We start from the raw sequence: 19738 nt of genomic DNA, 5'->3' as shown, positions 1-19738 counted from the left end.
GCTAATGAAAACGCATGCAAACCATTTTGAGAGGGGTCATCGTTCATGAGCACTTCCAAATCCATCTTTTATAATGCCCATCACTCACCGATCGGGGCTTTTGCCAGCTTTACGCTTGGTTACAAAGGAGCCAAAGGCGGACTAGGCCTGGAGCTTGGCAAGCCAGCAGATCAGAATATATATATCGGTTTACAATCTCGCGACAGTGACTACTACGAAGCTTTACCATTTTTTGAAGCCGTTGAAGATGCCAGCGTTCGATATGATGTGGAGAAAGGGGACAATTCGGATTCAGATCAGGTGTCTTCGGCCTCGACGGAAAGTGAATTGAGCACGCCAACGGCAGTTGCAGCACAGGGAACACGCCCGTTAATTTCAGCGTTCCGCGATGAAGAGATTACGCGCGAGTTTACTTCAGGAACAGATACATGGACGGCGGGTGATCTGACTTTCCGTATTTACTCACCTGTGCGTCCTGTACCCGAACCGCTGAGTGGCGATCGTGAAGCACTAATGGATGCGCTTGTGCCTGCGGTGCTGGTGGAGATGACGATTGATAACACGCAAGGACAGCAGCAGCGTAAAGCATATTTTGGATACCAGGGTAATGATCCTTACTCAGCCATGCGTATCATCGGAGGACCTGAGGGTGGGTCATTAACCGGAGTTGGACAAGGTCGCCTAACCGCCATTTTATCTGCGGATGAGGGTCTATGGCCTGCTCGAGGATTTACACTGGAGAAGATATTGCAGGAGAAGCATCGTGAGAATCTCGCGTTCGGCCTGGGCGAAACAGCTACCCTGTTGATGGACGTTCCCGCCGGAGAGAAGCGTACATACCGATTTGCCGTCTGTTTTTATCGCGGTGGGATCGTTACTTCGGGTATAGACACAACCTATTGGTATACACGTTATTTTGCAGATATCCTGGAAGCGGGGAAATATGCGCTTGACCGTTTCAACGAGCTGACTGCTTCCTGTAAGGAAGTTGAGCAACGTCTCGGTACAGCTGCTTTGAGTGAAGATCAATCGTTTATGCTTGCCCATTCCATTCATAGCTATTATGCAAGTACACAACTGCTGGATGCGGACGGCGAGCCGTTCTGGATCGTCAATGAAGGTGAATACCGGATGATGAATACACTCGATCTGACCGCAGATCAGTTGTATTTTGAACTTGCCTTAAATCCCTGGACCGTGCGTAACGAGTTGGAGTGGTTTGTGAAACGCTACAGTTATACGGATCAAGTGCGGTTCCCTGGCGAAGAGAAGGAATATCCGGGCGGCATTACGTTCACCCATGATATCGGCGTAGCCAATGTATTCTCACGTCCGGGACACTCGGCATATGAACTGGTGGGTATTGATGACTGCTTCTCGCAAATGAGTCACGAGGAACTGGTTAACTGGCTCTGCTGTGCAACGGTATATATTGAACAGACGCAGGACCGGGAATTTGTTAAAGAGATGCTGCCCGTCATTCGGGATTGCTTCGAAAGCATGTTGAACCGGGATCATCCGGATGAAAACCAACGCAACGGCCTGATGGGGCTGGATAGCAGTCGTACCAAAGGCGGAGCCGAGATTACCACTTACGACAGCCTGGATGTGTCACTTGGACAATCCCGCAACAACATCTATCTGGCAGGCAAATGCTGGGCCGTCTATGTAGCACTGGAGAAGCTGTTCGCTGCAGAGAAGCTGGCTGATTTGTCTCATCACGCAGGACGTCAGGCAGATCGCTGTGCAGCCAGTATCGCAGCCCAGTTAACCAATGGTGGCTACATTCCGGCAGTGATCGCCGAAAATAATGATTCCCGTATCATTCCGGCTATTGAAGGCTTGGTGTTCCCATACTTCACCGGCTGTGAAGGCGTGCTGGATGTTAATGGTCGTTTCGGTCCTTACCTGCAAGCGCTTCGAACCCACTTTAAAACGGTTCTTGTCCCTGGTACATGCCTGTTCGAAGATGGAGGCTGGAAGCTGTCCTCTACGAGCAATAACTCATGGCTCAGCAAAATATATCTTTCCCAGTTCATCGCACGAGAACTGCTGGGCATGGAATGGGATGAAACAGGCAAGGCATCTGACGCTGCTCATGTAAACTGGCTGCTGCATCCAGAGGAATCCTACTGGTGCTGGAGTGACCAGATCCTGGCAGGTGTGGCGGTCGGAAGCAAGTATTACCCGCGCGGAGTAACATCGATTCTATGGCTGCTCGAAGGCAAAGGTAAGCGCCTGGAGCAGATCTATGCCAGCAAGGAGGCTGTACAATGAGCAACACAACCGTTCAATCCAATATCTCAGGCCCGCAATATGATGCGTGGCTTGGATATCTTCAAAGTCAATCCGCAGTGAAAGGGGCCGCCCAAAAGGCAGTCCCTGCATGGAGCCATACCGTGACTGTGGTGGAACATGAGGAAATCATATCAACAGCAATAGCCGAACTGACTCAGGGACTCGATAAGCTGTTTGGCATCAAACCGAAAGTTAGTCAGGAAACTGCCAATCAAGTGAGTGAGTCGGAATCAGCCCACCGGGAGGCACAAGGGATCTGGCTTGGCACATGGACGGGCTCAGAAGCCGTGGCTCAGGCCTTCAGCGACACGGAGCGCTCTACCGTGCAAGGAGAAGGTTTTATTATCCGCGAAGACAAGGCGCAGGGGAAGCTGTTTATTGGTTCTGAAACCCCTCAAGGTGTTCTATATGGTACTTTTCATCTGTTAAGGGAGCTTGTTCTGGAGCAAGAAAACTCTAACGATGTAGATCCTGCTGCGGGAAGATTAAGTTACATTTCAGAGCAGCCTGTTAATGCATTACGCATGATCAATCAGTGGGATAATGTAGACGGCAGCATCGAGCGTGGTTATGCTGGAAAATCCATTTTCTATGCCAATGGGGAATTTACACGTGATCTTGGGCGTATTCGAGATTATGCCAGATTGCTTGCTTCTACAGGTATTAACGCTATTTCAATCAATAACGTAAACGTGCATCAGCGTGAGAGCCTGTTCCTGACGGAACGTTTCTTGGGTGATGTCGCGAAGGTTGCTGCCCAATTCAGAGCGTACGGCATCCGGTTGTTCCTGAGCGCCAACTACGCAAGCCCGATAGAGATTGGTGGATTGCTTACGGCAGATCCGCTGGATGAACAGGTCCGTGAATGGTGGAACATTCAGACAGCCAAGGTATATGCGGCAATCCCGGATTTTGGCGGCTATCTGATCAAAGCTGATTCCGAAAATCGGCCTGGACCCTTCACATATAACCGTGATCATGCTGATGGAGCGAACATGCTGGCCGAGGCACTTCGCCCATTTGGTGGCCTGGTGATTTGGCGCTGCTTCGTCTATAACTGCAAACAAGACTGGCGTGACCGCTCCACGGATCGCGCACGGGCGGCCTATGACCACTTCAAGCCGCTGGATGGCCGATTTGCGGATAACGTCATTTTACAGATCAAGAATGGGCCGATGGACTTTCAGGTTCGCGAGGCCGTATCCCCGCTGTTTGGTGCAATGGAGAACACAAATCAGGTATTGGAGTTCCAGATTACGCAGGAGTATACGGGCCAGCAGCGGCATCTGTGCTATCTGATCCCACAGTGGAAAGAAGTATTGGATTTTGATACGTTTGCCAAGGGGCCGGGTTCTGAAATAAAACGCATTGCTGACGGTTCTCTGTACAACAGGCCCTATAGCGGCTTTGCCGCAGTATCCAATATCGGTGCGGATGCTTGCTGGACAGGACATCCGCTCGCTCAGGCGAATCTATACGGATATGGCAGACTTGCCTGGAATCCGGAGCTGTCATCGGAAGAGATCGCGGAGGAGTGGGTCAGACTTACATTCGGACATGACGAAGAGATCGTTCGTCTAATCTCTGGCATGCTTTTGAATTCGCTCGATATCTATGAAAGTTATACGGCACCGCTCGGCGTAGGCTGGATGGTTAATCCGGAGCACCATTATGGTCCTAATGTGGATGGCTATGAATATTCCAAGTGGGGGACGTACCATTTTGCCGATTGTGATGGCATTGGGGTGGACCGGACCGTGAGCAGTGGAACGGGATATACATCCCAATACCATCGGGAAAACGCCGAGAGATATGAATCCGTAGACTCCTGTCCGGACGAGCTGCTGTTATTTTTCCACCATGTCCCGTATACACATGTTCTGCATTCTGGCAAAACGGTCATTCAGCACATTTATGATACACATTTTGATGGAGCAGAGCAGGCGGAAGCATTAGCACAGACCTGGAGACAGCTGGAAGGCAAAATTGATGCGACTGTATTTGATAAAGTGTCTGCGTTACAGGCAGGGCAGGCGGAGCATGCCAAGGAATGGCGAGACATGATCAACACGTACTTCTATCGCAAAAGCGGTATTGCCGATGAACAAGGAAGAACGATATATTAATCTGGATACAAGAGTCGGATCTTCTTCGTAGGAAAGAACAACGTTGGCATACACGAGAAGGAGGGAACATATGGGACATCATCAAGTACCCAAGACCATGAAGGCTGCTGTCATGACAGAGCCGGGGCACATCATCATTGAAGAACAGGCTGTACCACAGCCGGCTGAAGACGAAGTGCTCATTCAGGTAATGGCCGTTGGCGTCTGCGGATCGGATGTGCATTATTTTGAACATGGCAGAATTGGCCGATTTGTCGTTGAGAAACCGATTATACTTGGACATGAATGTGCAGGTATCGTAGCAGCTGTAGGCTCAAAAGTATCACGGCTGAAAGAAGGAGATCGGGTCGCCATTGAGCCCGGGGTAACCTGCGGACGATGCACGGCATGCAAAGAAGGTCGTTATAATCTGTGTCCCGATGTGCAATTTCTGGCCACGCCTCCGGTGGATGGAGCATTTGTACAATACATGACCATTCGGGAGGATATGGTTTTCCCGATCCCGGATCATCTGTCTTTTGAAGAAGCAGCCATGAACGAACCTTTCTCGGTTGGCATTCATGCTGCAAGACGCAGTAAACTGGCTCCGGGCACCACACTTGCCATTATGGGCATGGGACCTGTTGGACTGATGGCCGTTGCAGCTGCCAAATCGTTTGGCGTAGAACGCATCATCGTCACCGATCTGGAGGAAGTACGGTTGGAAGCTGCTCGTCGTATGGGCGCCACCCATACCATTAATGTACGGAACGAGGATGCACAGGCGGTGATCCGTGAGTTAACGAACGGCGTTGGTGTAGATACAGCATGGGAAACTGCGGGGAATCCGAAGGCGCTTCAGTCTGCATTATATTCGCTCCGGCGAGGAGGCAAGCTTGCTATTGTAGGACTGCCCGCACAGGACGAAATTGCACTGAATGTTCCTTTTATTGCGGACAACGAGGTGGATATATACGGAATCTTCCGTTACGCCAATACGTATCCTGCGGGAATTGAATTTCTGAGTTCAGGCCAGCATGATGTAATGTCCCTGATTACTGACCGTTATTCGCTTGAGGAGACGCAGCAGGCCATGGAACGGGCATTGCACAACAAGAGCGGCAGTCTGAAGGTAATGGTGTATCCGAACGGCAAATGAATCTACTTTAAAGGAGCCCTGAGATTGAGGGTTTCTTTTTTTGTATTTTTCGCCATAAAAGGATTAAACAAGCTTCCATAACGTGGTATAATGCTTGAAGATTTTAATATATAAAATGATACACACCACATTGGTTAAATAGCATCTAGCGAAAGGAACTGAAGGTTGTGAGAACACATGAATTTATGATTCACTCTGATTTCCACCGGGATGATCTGATGTCTGTATCTTCGCAAGCGTCGCGTTTTGCCTCGGATATTTCATTGTCATTTATGGATGCGAATCATGAGCATCGTGTAGATGTCAAAAGCCTGCTCGGTATGGCTTTACTTCCTATTCGACATGGCAGTGTGGTGAGATTGCAGACACGGGGAAGAGATGAACTTGAAGCGTTGGAATACATGCTAAATGTGCTGGAGAAGGGCTTAACTTGAACTCTGAAACCTGTGCAAATCACAGTGAATTGTAAAATATTTATCGTTTCTTCAATTCCGACTGGTACTTCGTCCAAAAAAAGAGTATAATAAAATTTAGTTCTATTCTAAGAAGTACCCATATTAAAGGAGTGTAAATAGATTATGCCAAAAGCTGATATCCATCCAAAGACACAAACAGTAATTTTCTTCGATGCAAGTGCTGATTACAAATTCCTGAGTTCTTCGACTAAATTTTCGAACGAAACAATGGAATGGGAAGATGGTAACTCTTACCCAGTAATCCGTGTGGACACTAGCTCCGCATCCCACCCATTCTTCACTGGTAAACAAAGAAACGTGGACATCGGTGGTCGTGTTGATAAATTTAACCGTAAATACAACATCAAATAGGTTGTCCAACCATTACAAGAAAACCTCGGGATTAGTCCTGAGGTTTTTTTGTTTGTATGCCGTTAGGTAGACCCATGCAATCCAAAGTTAAAAGTAATTCTAATCCCCCTACATATTCAACTGCTCTAAAATTAATTCAACCAATTATTGCGCTTACAATACTTTCGGATGTACACTAGGAAACAGAGTCAGTCATATTGGAGGAGGAAATAGAGATGAGCAGCATCAACCATATGGTAACGTTTACACTTTACGCAGGTAAAGATACACCTGAAGCAGAGGCATTTTTGAAAGAAAGCGCGGATGCACTGGCGAATATTCCGGGTGTAGAGCAATTCCAGGTCCTGCGTCAGGTGAGCGAAAAGAACGAGTTTGATTACAGTTTTTCGATGGTATTTGCCAATCAGGCTGCCTATGATGCCTATAATGATCACCCGGTTCACCGCAAATATGTGGAAGAACGGTGGGAAAAAGAAGTTAGTCGCTTCCAGGAAATCGATCTCATTCCGCACGGGAAGTAATAAAATGATGAATCTCATTGAAACCAAACAGAAGATAACATGAACTTCGAAAGCGTTTTCCAGTTAGATTCCAGTTTGTTTAATATGAGTTAAACTATTTTTGAAATCCTTCTTTCTTCATCGCTAAAATTTCGTGATTACACATGTGTGACTCAAAGGAGCGATTTATCACATGAAATTGGATCTTTCAGGTAAAACGGCGCTGGTAACTGGTGCAACCGGTCAATTGGGAAGGGTCATCGCTTGTACGTTGGCAGACTGTGGTGCTGACCTCGCGCTGCATTACATAAATAATGAAACGAAGGCGAGAGAGCTTCAGGCTGAGATTGAAGCCATCGGTCGGAAAACGGTCATTGTTCAGGGCGACATCACGAAGCAGGATACGGCATTTCGGATGCGGGATGAAATTCAGTCCAGCCTCGGCGATGTGAATATCGTGGTTGCCAATGCGGTCATCCAATATGCCTGGACAACGGTGCTGGAACAATCACCAGATGATTATATAAGCCAGTTCGAATCATGTGTGATGCAGAGTGTGTATCTCGCCAAAGCATTCATCCCTTATATGAAAGAAGCCAGAGCGGGTCGATTCATTGGTATCAATACGGAATGTGCGATGCAAAATTTTGCCACCCAATCTGCATATACAGCTGGAAAACGCGGCATGGACGGTTTGTACCGTGTGCTGGCGAAAGAGGTAGGCGAATATCAGATTACCGTCAACCAGGTTGCTCCTGGATGGACAATCAGTGAACGCGACCGGAGCAGTGAGCCGGGACATGATGAGGGTTATATTCAAACTGTGCCGTTGAAACGCAGGGGAGAAGATCAGGAAATTGCCAATGCGGTAGCATTTTTGGCATCCGACCTGTCCTCTTTTATTACAGGGGCTTATATCCCGGTCAGTGGTGGCAATGTGATGCCTGCCATTTAATATTGATTTATGGATGTGAATGAATTACTAAACATGCAATGAACCACTTTTAAAACCATAACAGCCCATGATCCGTTTGTCAGTCCATGACAAGCGGATTTTTTATATATCCATAAATACATATGATTTTGTTTCTAATTTCAAAAGATTGGGGTAAAAGAATAGGTAGTTTAACGCGGTGGAAACATAACTCAAAATAAGCGAATAAAGGAGACCGACCTGTCATGAAAAAAACAATTGCAGACGTTCTGGTCGAAGCACTATTGAACGCAGGCATCAAACGTATCTATGGTATCGTTGGAGACTCCTTAAATGCGGTACTCGATTCCATCCGTCGTTCGGGGAAAATTGAATGGATTCATGTCCGCCATGAGGAAGTGGCTGCTTTTGCGGCCGGGGCAGATGCCCAAGTGAGCGGAAGTATCGCTGTATGTGCAGGCAGCAGCGGACCGGGAAACATGCACTTGATTAACGGTCTGTACGACTGTCATCGGAACCGTGTACCGGTACTAGCCATCGCTGCTCATATTCCGAGTGATGAGATCGGGAGCGAGTATTTCCAAGCGACTCACCCAGAGTATTTGTTTCAGGAATGCAGTCATTATTGTGAGGTGATTACAACAGCCAAACAGATGCCGCGTTCCTTTACGATGGCTATGCAGACCGCAGTGGCTCGTTCAGGAGTTTCCGTTATTATATTACCAGGTGATGTAGCGGCTCTGGAAGCGGCTGACCTGCCTGTGCCAGAGCATGTATATCATCCCACACACCCTGTTGTCCATCCTTCCGAACCTGAACTGCGGAAACTGGCGGAATTCCTGAATCAAGGCAAAAAAATTACGTTGCTGTGTGGCGCAGGCTGCGCCGGTGCTCGTGAACCGCTGATGCAGCTCTGTGATCGCTTGAAATCCCCAATGGTTATTGCTTTGCGAGGCAAGGAATATCTGGAATACGATAACCCGTATTCGGTAGGCCTCACCGGATTGATCGGGTATTCCTCCGGATATCATGCCATGATGGACTGTGATGTGCTCCTGATGCTGGGAACCGATTTTCCGTATCGTCAATTCTTCCCGGAAGATGCGGTTGTACTCCAAGTGGATATTCAGTCTTCACATCTTGGTCGCCGCACAAAGCTCGATTATGGCGTGTGCGGAGATGTGAAGGCTACGATTGAAACATTGTTACCTTATTTGACGGAAGAGCATAGTGACAAACATTTGCATAAAAGTGTGGAACGTTACGAGAAAGTTCGCAAAGAATTGGATGAGCTTGCCGTAGGAAAACCCGGGAAGACGCCAATTCATCCGCAGTATTTAACCAAGGTCATCAGCGATGCTGCGGCGGAAAATGCAATCTTCACCTGCGATGTTGGTACACCTACAGTATGGGCGGCCCGCTATATTGAAATGAGCCGCAATCGCCGATTGTTAGGTTCATTCAGTCATGGCACCATGGCGAATGCTCTTCCACAGGCAATTGGAGCGCAGGTGTCTGATCCGGGAAGACAGGTGATTTCTTTGTCCGGTGATGGCGGCATTGCCATGCTGATGGGTGATCTTCTGACGCTTAAACAGCATAATCTGCCGATTAAAGTTGTCGTCTTTAACAATGGTGCACTCAGTTTTGTTGAACTGGAGATGAAAGCTGCCGGATTGCTTGAATCCGGTACCGAGCTTGTAAATCCCAACTTTGCGATGGTAGCTCAAGCGATGGGCCTGGAGGGGATACGGGTTGAAGATCCGGCTGATCTGGAAGGGGCTGTAGAGCGAGCATTGCAGCATGATGGCCCTGTTCTGATTGATGTTGTGGTGAACCGTCAGGAGCTGTCCCTGCCTCCGAAGATTAATATAAAACAGGCCGAAGGCTTCACCTTATGGATGATGAAGGCGGTGCTGAATGGGCGTGGCGATGAGCTGATTGAACTGGCTAAAACCAATTTGCTGAGATAAGGATGACGTTCGCCTTAGCATTATCGTGCTATGTTGAAATGTCGATCTGACTATGTAATGTATGAAATTAAACTGTACGTCTCACCAAAAAGAAGGGGAATGTTACACGCTTTTATTAAGAAATTCCCCTTCTTGAGATGTGTAGTATGTGATGAATATTATAGTATGTAGTCATATTATATGATTTGTTTTTAAGCCGTAACTCCATTAAAATAGGTAAAGTCAGGCAGGATTCAAAGCTTTCTACCCTACATATGTTGCATTCCGATGCAAGACCGCTTCATATTGAATTAATCGATCCGATGACAGATGACGAACACACATGGAGGAGATCAAAATGAGTCACGAAGGAAAAATAGCTATTATCACTGGAGCAGGAAGTGGATTGGGCCGAGCAACCGCACTGAAGCTGGCTGAGAAGGGTGCATCTGTTGTGGTCGTTGATCTCGTGGCAGAGACGGGTCAGGAAACTGTAAAACAGATTGAGAAGCTGGGCGGTAAAGCCATTTTTGTACAAACAGATGTAAGCAAGGCGAACGAGGTAGAGAATTATGTTAACAAAACGATCGAGGAATTCGGTCGAATCGACATGTTTTTCAATAATGCCGGGATCGCTGGTCCGGGTATCAAATTAATTGAGCATACTATCGAGCAGTTTGACCAAATCATTGATATTAACCTGAGAAGTGTATTTTACGGATTGAAGTATGTGATTACCGAAATGCTCAAAACAGGCGGTGGTTCCATCGTCAATACGGCATCTACCGCAGGTATTGTGGGTGTTCAAGCGGTTGCACCCTATGCAGCGACGAAGCATGGCGTAGTTGGATTAACACGAACAGCGGCCATTGAGTATGGCAAAGAAAACATTCGTGTAAATGCCATTGCCCCAGGTACGATTGAAACTCCAATGGTGGTTCAGTTTGGTAAGGATAATCCTGAAGTATTCAAAGCAACCCTTGACAGCATTCCGTCCGGACGTCTCGGTAAGCCTGAAGAGATTGCCAATCTGGTATCCTTCCTGCTGGGAGACGAAGCACCTTATATTAATGGCGCTGTTTATCCTATTGATGGTGCTGTAACCGCACAATAAGGCATTTATCAGACATCATAAGAAAGAGAGGCGACTGTTAATGTTACAGTGCCTCTCTTTTTGCGGTTATCATTTTTATTCTTGAGCTTAAGCTTAAATTCCATCATGCCACATTGGAAGATTCAGCCTGAGCTGTAGTGGCAATTCCCGGACGGTAAGCAAGAATAATGATGATCATTGCAATAACCACCCCTGCAGCTCCAATCCAGGTGATGGATGACAATGAAACTGCGCTGACAGCAATTCCCCCAATGCCTGCACCGGCAGCCATAGCCAGTTGCATAACCGAACTGTTCAGACTCAACATAATTCCGGACGATTCCGGAGCCATTGTAACCAGATTATATTGCTGTGTCGGGCCGGAAGACCAGGCGGAGAAGGACCATAGAATCAACACAATAAAGACGATCACACCCGAATGAGCCGTGATGTTCAGCATCAACAGACTTACGACATGCAAGGCCATTCCCAGGATGAGTGTTCGCTTTACTCCCATACGGTCTGCGCTGAATCCTCCTGATTTGGAACCAATCAGACTTGCGATACCAAAAGCCAGCAAAGCGGAACTTAACACCGTTTCGTTCATGCCTGCAACAGTTACCAGGTAAGGTGAAATGTAAGTATACGCAATGGAATAGCCTCCTAACCAGAAAAAGCTGACAAGCAGCGCGAATCCAATACGAGGTTGTTTGAGGAGCGATAATTGTTTTTTCAAAGGAACGGGTGCTTCGCCTTCAGATGGCGGAATCGTAGAGGCAATAACAATCATGGCAAGCACACCCAAAATCGCGATACCTGCAAAAATCAGTTTCCAATCCCAAGCTGCAGCAACCATTCTTCCCAGTGGAACCCCCACGATTAGGGATGCGGTAAACCCTGTAATGACCGTTGCGATAGAGCTGGCCTGTTTGCCTGCAGGCGCTATTTTGGCAGCGACTGTCAAGGCTGTTACAACGACGACTCCGGCTCCCAGCGCCATAAGGATACGTGCAGCGATAAAGAGCCCATAGCCAGGTAAAAGGTAGGCCAAGACGTTACCTGCGACAAAAAGTCCCAGAAAGTAGAGCAGCAGCTTTCGTCGATCCATACGGGATGTTAAGGCGATAATGATGGGCGTACCAAGTGCATAAACGAGTGAAAAGATTGTGATCAGCTGTCCCGCAGCAATCAACGATATATTCATGGTGTCCGAGATCCGATCCAGAATGCCTGCAATGATATATTCGGAGGTCCCTACAAGAAAGCTGACCAAGGCCAGGACATAGATTTTCCATGTGTTAGACATGAGTATATAACCTCTTTCTGTTTATAATTATTATATTTTTAGAAATATAGAAATAAGGACGAGAGAACAGGATTATGAGATAACTAATGCACCACTGAGGCAAGGCTGAGCACTTAATCTATCCATGCACCCGGGTTTTATGGCAAAAGGAGATTTATACGACTACGGTGAGGCACAGCAGACCAAGTAGAAATACCAATATAATGATTTTATATTTCTAGTATTATAGAAATAATAAACAAAAATTTTATTTATCCAACAGATAAGGAGCAAATCTCTGTACAGTATCTGTATTGAGGCTGTAGTAAATATACGTACCTTTCTTTTGTGAGGTTAACAAACCACAATCGGAAAGCTGCTTCAGGTGATGAGATAAAGTGGAAAGCGCCACGGTTACAAGCCGATTCTCCAAATCAGCCGGACATAGGTTGCTTTCACCCGAAAGAATCTGAATGATTTTATATCGCGTTTGTTCGCCCAGCGCTTTATGAATTTTGACGGCCTGTTCATTATCAATCGGATTGGTTTGCATCAAAATCGGTCCTTTCGTCTTTATTTCTTATTTCTACAAATATTGAAATAACTTTATCATGTCTTTTGAAAAAAGTAAACTCCCTGCGAAGATCGTTGTTTTCAGTCGAACATGAATCAACTGAAAGCAAAAAACCTTTGCAAGGAGTTGGGAAGTCGTCTATCTACATACTAATTATAAGCGTTCAAGATATTCAACGTATTCTTTGGCATCTTTCAATGACAGGTTTCTGGCTTCACGAGCCTTTTTGATTGCGATTATTTTTTTGCCCTGTTGTGCAAGTGCCTGCAACTCTTTATCAAGTTCAGTCAGATCAGCGTGTGTCGGTGTAGGTGTAAGTGGAGACACATTCACTGAAGAAGCGTTATAACTGAGAGGGGAGTGTGCGTTAAGGCCTGAACCATTCTCCAGACGTTCAACATCCCTTTTCAATTCATTCAACTGGGTCTGCAAGCTGATGACGCGAACCAATAAGATAAGAATAAGAAACAAAAAAACGACTAAAACAATGGTGTTTATTTCCATACAGTCAGGTGCCTCACTTTCCTTTCTTCAAATACATATTTATTTAAGCTGTACCGGAATTTCCTTAACCCCACGAACAATCATGCCAGGTCTCCATTCAAGTTCATTAACGTCTGTCTGAAGCTGCATATTGGGAAAGCGGCGAAGCAGCGTATTAATAGCAATTTCGCCTTCCAGTCGCGCAAGAGGGGCTCCCAGACAGAGGTGAATGCCTTTGCCAAAAGCCAAATGTGCGCTCTTCTCGCGAGTAATGTCAAAAACATCCGCATCCTTAAATTTCTCTTCATCCCGATTGGCTGAATCCAGCGCTACAATAACGATTTCACCTTCAGCGATGTGATGTCCATGAAATTCAATGTCCTCGGATGCCCAGCGGGACGTGCTGAATTCAACCGGTCCGTTATAACGCAGCATTTCTTCAACAGCATTATGGATTAACTCAGGTTGCTTGATCAACAGGTCGCGTTGTTCCGGATGCTCCAAAAGCGCAAGAACACCATTACCGATCAGATTAACGGTTGTTTCGTGTCCGGCGATGATCAGCAAAGCGACAACACCAAGCAGTTCCTTTTCAGTGAGTTGTTCTCCTGATTCTTCTGCCACAACGAGCTGGCTGATCAGATCGTCACCCGGCTGCTCACGTACTTTGGCAAACCAATTATTCAGGTAATCAATGAATTCCTTGGCATGCTTCTCGAACACTTCGGCATGCTCCGAACTTGTTGCATCAATGATTGAATTGGACCAAAGACGGAATTTGTCCTGATCTTCAAGAGGTACACCCAGGATCTCGCTGATGACAATGATCGGTAATGGAAAAGCAAACTCATCAATCAGATTCATCTTGTCTTGGGAATTGAGATTATCCAGAAGATCGTCGGCAATATCTTGAATATGACTTCTCATGCCCTCAATCAATCTGGGAGTAAAAGCCTTCTGTACGAGTCCACGCAACCGGCGATGATCGGGTGGATCGGAAAAAAGCATGTTATGCACGAATATATTTTGTTGATCGGGTCCGTAACGTTTGATTACATCTTTACTGAAACGATTGTCTTTTAATACTTCGACTGCATCCTCATATCGACTAATAATCCAACCAAACTCACCTTGAGGGAACATCACTCTGTAAATGGGATCATTCTGTCTCAGCTTTTCGTATACAGGGTAAGGGTTCTGTGTAAATTCTCGGGTGAAGAACTCCGGCTGTGAAGTTTCATTTGTATTCAATTGGTTAATCTCCTCTCATCAAAAGCTCGTAATGTTACGCATCTTATCTAAGGGATCATATGTTAATTTCGGTGGCTTCATACGAAAAGCCTGCACCATCTATATATTCAATATTGGAGCGATTGAAACCTTGTTTTTGACTAGCCAATATGGTATGGAAAGCCTACATATTTCTGATAGAATAACACATGGAATAAGGAATAAAATCAATAGAAATGAAGTAAAGACACAGACTACTGGGCTGTGTTTTTTTGTGAGATTGGACTTAATCTGCTTGAACCATATTACGTGGTGTTTAATGAACTTTAGGGACGTATGGCCTATAAATTTAAGTTATCTACAACAACAACGTGGATTCAAATTCGTTTTGTATACAACCGCCATGATGTAACGATATGAGTAATTCACAATTGTGCTATGAACCATGTCCACGGACTTATGAAGAATGCTGATAAGAAGGACGTTTCAACCATTTTTGACGATTTCTGCGTTCGTTCAAAGGCTGCTGTGATAAGATAAAACGTAATAAGAACATACGATCTGTTTGCGAGAGGAGAAACCTTGACGATGGAGATGCTTAAGCCACCCGCCGAGACACTATATGAGACAGAATTAAGGGCGTTACGAGAGGAAGATACGGGAAAACGTCCTCCAAACTGGCTGCTGTCCCCGGCCTATGTCAGAGATTTTATTATTGGCAGAGAAAAGCCTGCGATGTTGAATGGAGGTGAGGTTCCCATTACACGGAAATTTTATGGCAACGATGTTCTCATTGAACGTGCAGTCGTGACACTGGCAGGCAATCGGGGTTTAATGCTTGTGGGTGAACCCGGGACAGCCAAGACCATGCTCAGTGAACTGCTGACCGCTGCCATTTCTGGTACCAGCCTGAACACAATTCAGGGTACGGCAGGTACAACCGAGGACATGATTAAATATTCCTGGAATTATGCCATGCTGCTGGATAAAGGCCCGTCCGAAGCCGCACTTGTACCCTCACCGTTGTATAACGGAATGAAAAAGGGAATTCTTACCCGTTTTGAGGAAATTACACGTTGTCCTGCTGAAGCACAGGATAGCCTGATCAGTATTCTCAGTGACAAGGTGATGAGTATTCCTGAACTGGATGGCGGTGTGCTGTTTGCCAAACCGGGGTTTAACGTTATTGCTACGGCGAACATTCGTGATAAGGGAGTCAATGAAATGAGTGGTGCGCTGAAGCGCCGTTTCAATTTTGAGACGATCAAACCGATCAGCAGTGTGAAAATGGAAGCCAAAATTATTGAATCCCAGGCTCGCAGCCTGTTATTACATAGCGGGATAGACACCGAGATCAATTCGGATGTGGTTGAATTGCTGGCCACGACATTTATGGAGCTTCGCACGGGAATGACGCGGGAAGGTTACAAGCTGGATACGCCCCAAGCGTCCATGAGTACGGCTGAAGCTGTATCTGTATATGTACAGAGTGCAATGACTTCCTATTATTACGAAGACAAGGGAATCGCATTGGATCGGCTGGTGCAAAACATGCTAGGGACGATAGCGAAAGAAAGCGACAAGGATCTGTCCATTCTCAAAACTTACTTCTCCAAGGTCGTGAAGGAGCGTTCGAGAGAAGAAGGGATTTGGAAGGATTATTACGAGGAAAAGAAATGGATCGGTTAACAGGAAAAGCGGATTTGGATGTTGCCCAGTTACAGACGCTATTTGAGTCCCGGGTGTATAACCTGAACAACGGAACGGTTTATTTCCCCATACGCCATCATAGTCCAGCCTGTTCCTATCATTTGCTGCGATTGATTGAAGAATACAAGCCGGACATTATTCTAATCGAGGGCCCCGAGAGCGGCAATCCCTTACTACAAGTTCTGGCTGACGAGGCGACCCTACCTCCTGTTAGTCTTTACTACACCTATGAGAGTGAAGAGGAGAGAGCGGCCTGTTATTATCCGATGCTTCGTTACTCTCCTGAATATGTAGCGCTGAAAGAAGCAGCTCGGCTGAGCATCTCTGCAACTTTTATCGACCTGGATTATCATCATTTCTCCAAGCCCAACAAGGCAGAACAGCGGGAGATATCCATTCAAGATGAAACTTTGCTCGCAGGGTCTGAGTTTATTAACCGTTTATGTCAGAAAACAAACTGTCGAAGTTTCGATGAGTTGTGGGAGAACGTATTTGAGATTGGTGGTCTGGAGAAATCAACACAGGCATTTGTACAGGATGTATTCACGTACTGTACCTTATCCCGGATGTGTTATTCAGCGGAGCGCTTGCACAGTACAGGTGATTTGGCAAGAGAAGCTCATATGAGAAGTCGTATCAAACAGGCTGGGAAGGAGCATGAACGTGTGCTTGTTATCACTGGCGGATTTCATACGTATGGACTGCTGATGCCCGAGGATCATGGGACGGACTCAGAAGAGATGACGATGCAAAATCATGTGAAGGCTCAGAATTCGGTGTATCAGCAGATGTATCCCATGGTCTACACGTTTGCCGAAGCGGATCGGCTGAATGGGTATGCAAGCGGCATGCCTTACGTGAATTATTACGATCAGATCTGGACCCAGCTGCTCCGGCAAAAGAATCCCGTGTATAATTTGACCGCTTTGGACTTGTTATCCCGACTAACCCGCAAGCTGAGGGAAGGGCATGAACATGTATCAACCAGCGACGCTATTGAGGCGTACAGTATGGTTCAGGGCCTCGCAGGACTGAGGGGGAAGAGAGAAGGCGGTGTCTATGAGCTAATGGATGCAACACTTTCTTCCTTCGTTAAGGGTGAACTTTCGTTAGCTTCAGACAAACCAATACAAGAACTGCACAGATTGCTAACCGGGGATGTCATCGGAAAAGTGGCTCCCAATCCATTCAGTATTCCGATCGTAGAGGATTTCAAAGAACGTTGTACAGAGTCCAAACTTCAAATCCGTACTACAGGCCAACATAAGAAGGTACTTGATTTATACGCCAAACCTGATCATCGTCGGCAAAGTCAATTATTTCAATGTATGGTCTATCTCGTTCCGGAGTTCGCGAAGCGACAATCGGGCCCGGATTGGATTGCACAGCGTGATATGAACCTTGTTCGGGAGACGTGGGTATATACCTATTCCTCCAGAATTGAGGCTCGATTGATTGAGAATTCACTCTATGGAGGCACAATTCGGGAAGCCGCTACGCGCAAGATGGAAGAAGAGATGCAGGGAATACCGGATCATCACAGCGGTGACCTTGCCAAATCCATGCTTCAGGCTTTGCTTATGGGTCTACAGGATACCGCAATGAAGCTGTATGAACAAGTGAAGTCGGCGCTCCGGAAGGATGGGAATTTCCTGTCGTTGTGTGGAAGTCTGCATATTTTGAATCGAATTCAGCAGCATCGCAGACTTCTTGGGTTGTCTGAGGAACCGCAGCTCCTTCATCTCGTGTCCGAAGCTTATAACAATGCCGTTGACAAACTGATGCAGCTCTCAAGAACGAATCCGGATGAACATGAAGCGATTGTCCAGGGACTGAAGCTGCTTGCCATGCTGGCAGAATCGTCCGAAGATCATTTTCGGGATGATACCTTTCGGGCACACCTGAATGAACTTCTGTCAGACAGCCAGCTTCCGGCACAGCTGGAGGGAGTGTGTATTGCCATCTCTTCAGGACTTGGCGACAGACATAGAGAAGAGATCGTGGATCGGGCACGTGCATATATTCGGGGATCGCAGGAACAATCCCGGCAGACTGCACTTTATCTACAGGGCGTGTTCTCTGTAGCACGGGACGCTTTTTTGTATGAAGATCAGCTTTTATCAGAATTGAACTATATGATCGAGCAGCTTGATTATGAAGAGTTTATTCGCATGATTCCTGAGCTTCGTTTGGCGTTTACCTACTTTACCCCCATGGAGACAGGCCTGATTGCGGATCGGGTTGCGAGCTTGCATCAGGTAGAGAACGAAGAGATGTCATGGCCTTCCGTTGACGAACGATTGCTGATCCAGACGAAAACATGGGATGAAGCCCTTCGGAAGGAGTTTGACGCATGGAAGCTAATCTGAATGAGCTCAATACAACCAAGGAAATGGTGAAAGACAATGCTGAGCTGAATCGGGCAGAAACCTTAAACCGTTGGCGCCTTATTCTGGGTGAATCCGCCGAAGAAGGACTGTCCAATGCTGAAGACTATTCCCCTGATGATTTTAAATATACCGAAGTCGATGAGATTCTCGGATATCTGTATAATCGCGAATACGGTGAAGAGCAGGGTTACAGAAAAGGGGGAGGAAGGGGCCCTTCGGATCTATCCGTTCCCAAATGGTTGCATAAGGTCAGGGAATTATTCCCGAAATCAACGGTAGAAATTCTGGAGAAACAGGCGCTTGACCGGTATGGCCTAACGGAATTGTTAACGGACAAAAAGCTGCTGGAATCCCTCGAACCCAATATGAACCTGCTCAAGAACATTATGCAATTTAAAGGACGAATGAAAGGCGACGTGTTAAAGAGTGCCAAGGAAATCGTGCGAGTCGTGGTTGAAGATCTGCGACGCAAACTGGAATCTCAGACCAAAGCGAGCATTATGGGGAAACGCAGCCGTTATGCATCCAGTTCGGTGCGTTCCTTGCGCAATCTGAATTTCAAGCAGACGATTACCAAGAACTTGAAGAATTATGACAAAAACAATCGAAGATTTGTAATTGATCGTCTATATTTTGACGGGAATATCCAGTCTCATAACAAGTGGGACATCATCATTGGTGTGGATGAGAGCGGAAGCATGATGGATTCAGTGATATACAGTTCGGTGATGGCCAGCATTTTCTATCGCCTGAATGCACTGCGAACGAAATTGTTCATTTTTGACACACAGGTTGTCGATTTGAGTGACAGGCTGGAAGATCCGGTAGATGTGCTTATGAACGTGCAGCTTGGCGGGGGAACGCATATTACCAAGGCACTCCGTTATGGTGAGACGTTAATCGAAAATCCTGGGAAAACGATATACATTCTCGTTAGCGATTTGGAGGAGGGTTACCCGATCCAGCACATGTATAAGGCATGTAAGGATATTCTGGATACGGGCTGCAAATTGCTTGTGCTGACGGCACTCGATTTTAACGGAGATACCGTGTACAACAAACATGCTGCGCAGACGTTATCCAATATGGGTGCACATGTAGCTGCGATTACCCCCAATGAGTTGGCAGACTGGATTGGCGAAATTATTACGTAATTGGTTATATACAAGATCATTTATACACTGATATTCGAGGAGGA

Annotated in this window: 16 protein-coding genes; 12 read left to right on the top strand and 4 right to left on the bottom strand. The window is 46.5% G+C overall.

The features are described 5' to 3' along the window. Positions 1-45: 45 nt before the first annotated feature. From HW560_RS22465 to HW560_RS22425, 9 genes are all read left to right on the top strand, one after another. Entirely contained in the window at positions 46-2277 is a 2232-nt protein-coding gene (locus HW560_RS22465) for a glycoside hydrolase family 52 protein (protein WP_179264803.1), read from the top strand. Beyond that, positions 2274-4424, top strand: coding sequence for an alpha-glucuronidase family glycosyl hydrolase (locus HW560_RS22460; protein ID WP_179264802.1), 2151 nt, complete (start codon positions 2274-2276; stop codon positions 4422-4424). The genes HW560_RS22465 and HW560_RS22460 overlap by 4 nt, the downstream gene beginning before the upstream one ends. Positions 4425-4494: 70 nt before the next feature. Further along, entirely contained in the window at positions 4495-5562 is a 1068-nt protein-coding gene (locus HW560_RS22455; RefSeq protein ID WP_090898331.1) for an NAD(P)-dependent alcohol dehydrogenase, read from the top strand. A gap of 167 nt (positions 5563-5729) precedes the next feature. After that, the gene (locus HW560_RS22450; RefSeq protein ID WP_063563877.1) at positions 5730-5996 is read left to right on the top strand and encodes an HPr family phosphocarrier protein; all 267 of its coding nucleotides are present in this window, start codon (positions 5730-5732) and stop codon (positions 5994-5996) included. 144 nt (positions 5997-6140) lie between these two features. Next, entirely contained in the window at positions 6141-6389 is a 249-nt protein-coding gene (locus tag HW560_RS22445; protein ID WP_063563876.1) for a type B 50S ribosomal protein L31, read from the top strand. A gap of 215 nt (positions 6390-6604) precedes the next feature. Continuing rightward, positions 6605-6910 carry a Dabb family protein gene (locus HW560_RS22440; protein WP_090898334.1) on the top strand — a complete coding sequence of 102 codons (306 nt, stop codon included), beginning with the start codon at positions 6605-6607 and terminating at the stop codon, positions 6908-6910. Between the two features lie 172 nt (positions 6911-7082). Further along, entirely contained in the window at positions 7083-7844 is a 762-nt protein-coding gene (locus tag HW560_RS22435) for an SDR family NAD(P)-dependent oxidoreductase (protein ID WP_090898337.1), read from the top strand. 224 nt (positions 7845-8068) lie between these two features. Further along, complete coding sequence (gene poxB / locus HW560_RS22430) at positions 8069-9796, top strand: ubiquinone-dependent pyruvate dehydrogenase (RefSeq protein ID WP_090898340.1); 1728 nt, start codon at positions 8069-8071, stop codon at positions 9794-9796. A 337-nt stretch (positions 9797-10133) separates the two neighbouring features. After that, on the top strand, positions 10134-10889 hold the full coding sequence (locus HW560_RS22425) for an SDR family NAD(P)-dependent oxidoreductase (RefSeq protein WP_179264801.1): 756 nt from the start codon (positions 10134-10136) through the stop codon (positions 10887-10889). 103 nt (positions 10890-10992) lie between these two features. Here HW560_RS22425 and HW560_RS22420 read toward each other — a convergent pair whose 3' ends face one another. From HW560_RS22420 to HW560_RS22405, 4 genes are all read right to left on the bottom strand, one after another. Next, complete coding sequence (locus HW560_RS22420; RefSeq protein ID WP_179264800.1) at positions 10993-12174, bottom strand: MFS transporter; 1182 nt, start codon at positions 12172-12174, stop codon at positions 10993-10995. 247 nt (positions 12175-12421) lie between these two features. Continuing rightward, the gene (locus tag HW560_RS22415; protein WP_179264799.1) at positions 12422-12706 is read right to left on the bottom strand and encodes an ArsR/SmtB family transcription factor; all 285 of its coding nucleotides are present in this window, start codon (positions 12704-12706) and stop codon (positions 12422-12424) included. A gap of 174 nt (positions 12707-12880) precedes the next feature. Next, a complete protein-coding gene (locus HW560_RS22410) occupies positions 12881-13231 on the bottom strand; it encodes a hypothetical protein (RefSeq protein ID WP_179264798.1) in 351 nt (116 codons plus the stop codon). Between the two features lie 39 nt (positions 13232-13270). Beyond that, a complete protein-coding gene (locus HW560_RS22405; protein WP_179264797.1) occupies positions 13271-14461 on the bottom strand; it encodes a cytochrome P450 family protein in 1191 nt (396 codons plus the stop codon). A 567-nt stretch (positions 14462-15028) separates the two neighbouring features. On the opposite strand from HW560_RS22405, the gene HW560_RS22400 reads away from it, so the two are divergent. Genes HW560_RS22400 through HW560_RS22390 form a run of 3 tightly spaced genes read left to right on the top strand, consistent with a single transcriptional unit; the run spans position 15029 to position 19694 of the window. After that, on the top strand, positions 15029-16129 hold the full coding sequence (locus HW560_RS22400; protein WP_179264796.1) for an ATP-binding protein: 1101 nt from the start codon (positions 15029-15031) through the stop codon (positions 16127-16129). Then, the gene (locus tag HW560_RS22395; protein WP_179264795.1) at positions 16117-18519 is read left to right on the top strand and encodes a DUF5682 family protein; all 2403 of its coding nucleotides are present in this window, start codon (positions 16117-16119) and stop codon (positions 18517-18519) included. Before HW560_RS22400 ends, HW560_RS22395 begins: the two co-directional genes overlap by 13 nt. Before the next feature lie 23 nt (positions 18520-18542). After that, on the top strand, positions 18543-19694 hold the full coding sequence (locus HW560_RS22390) for a VWA domain-containing protein (RefSeq protein WP_256222210.1): 1152 nt from the start codon (positions 18543-18545) through the stop codon (positions 19692-19694). Positions 19695-19738 lie beyond the last annotated feature (44 nt).

It is taken from the genome of Paenibacillus sp. E222, from assembly GCF_013401555.1.
Classification (GTDB): Bacteria; Bacillota; Bacilli; order Paenibacillales; family Paenibacillaceae; genus Paenibacillus.
This window is presented reverse-complemented; position numbering and strand designations above follow the sequence as displayed.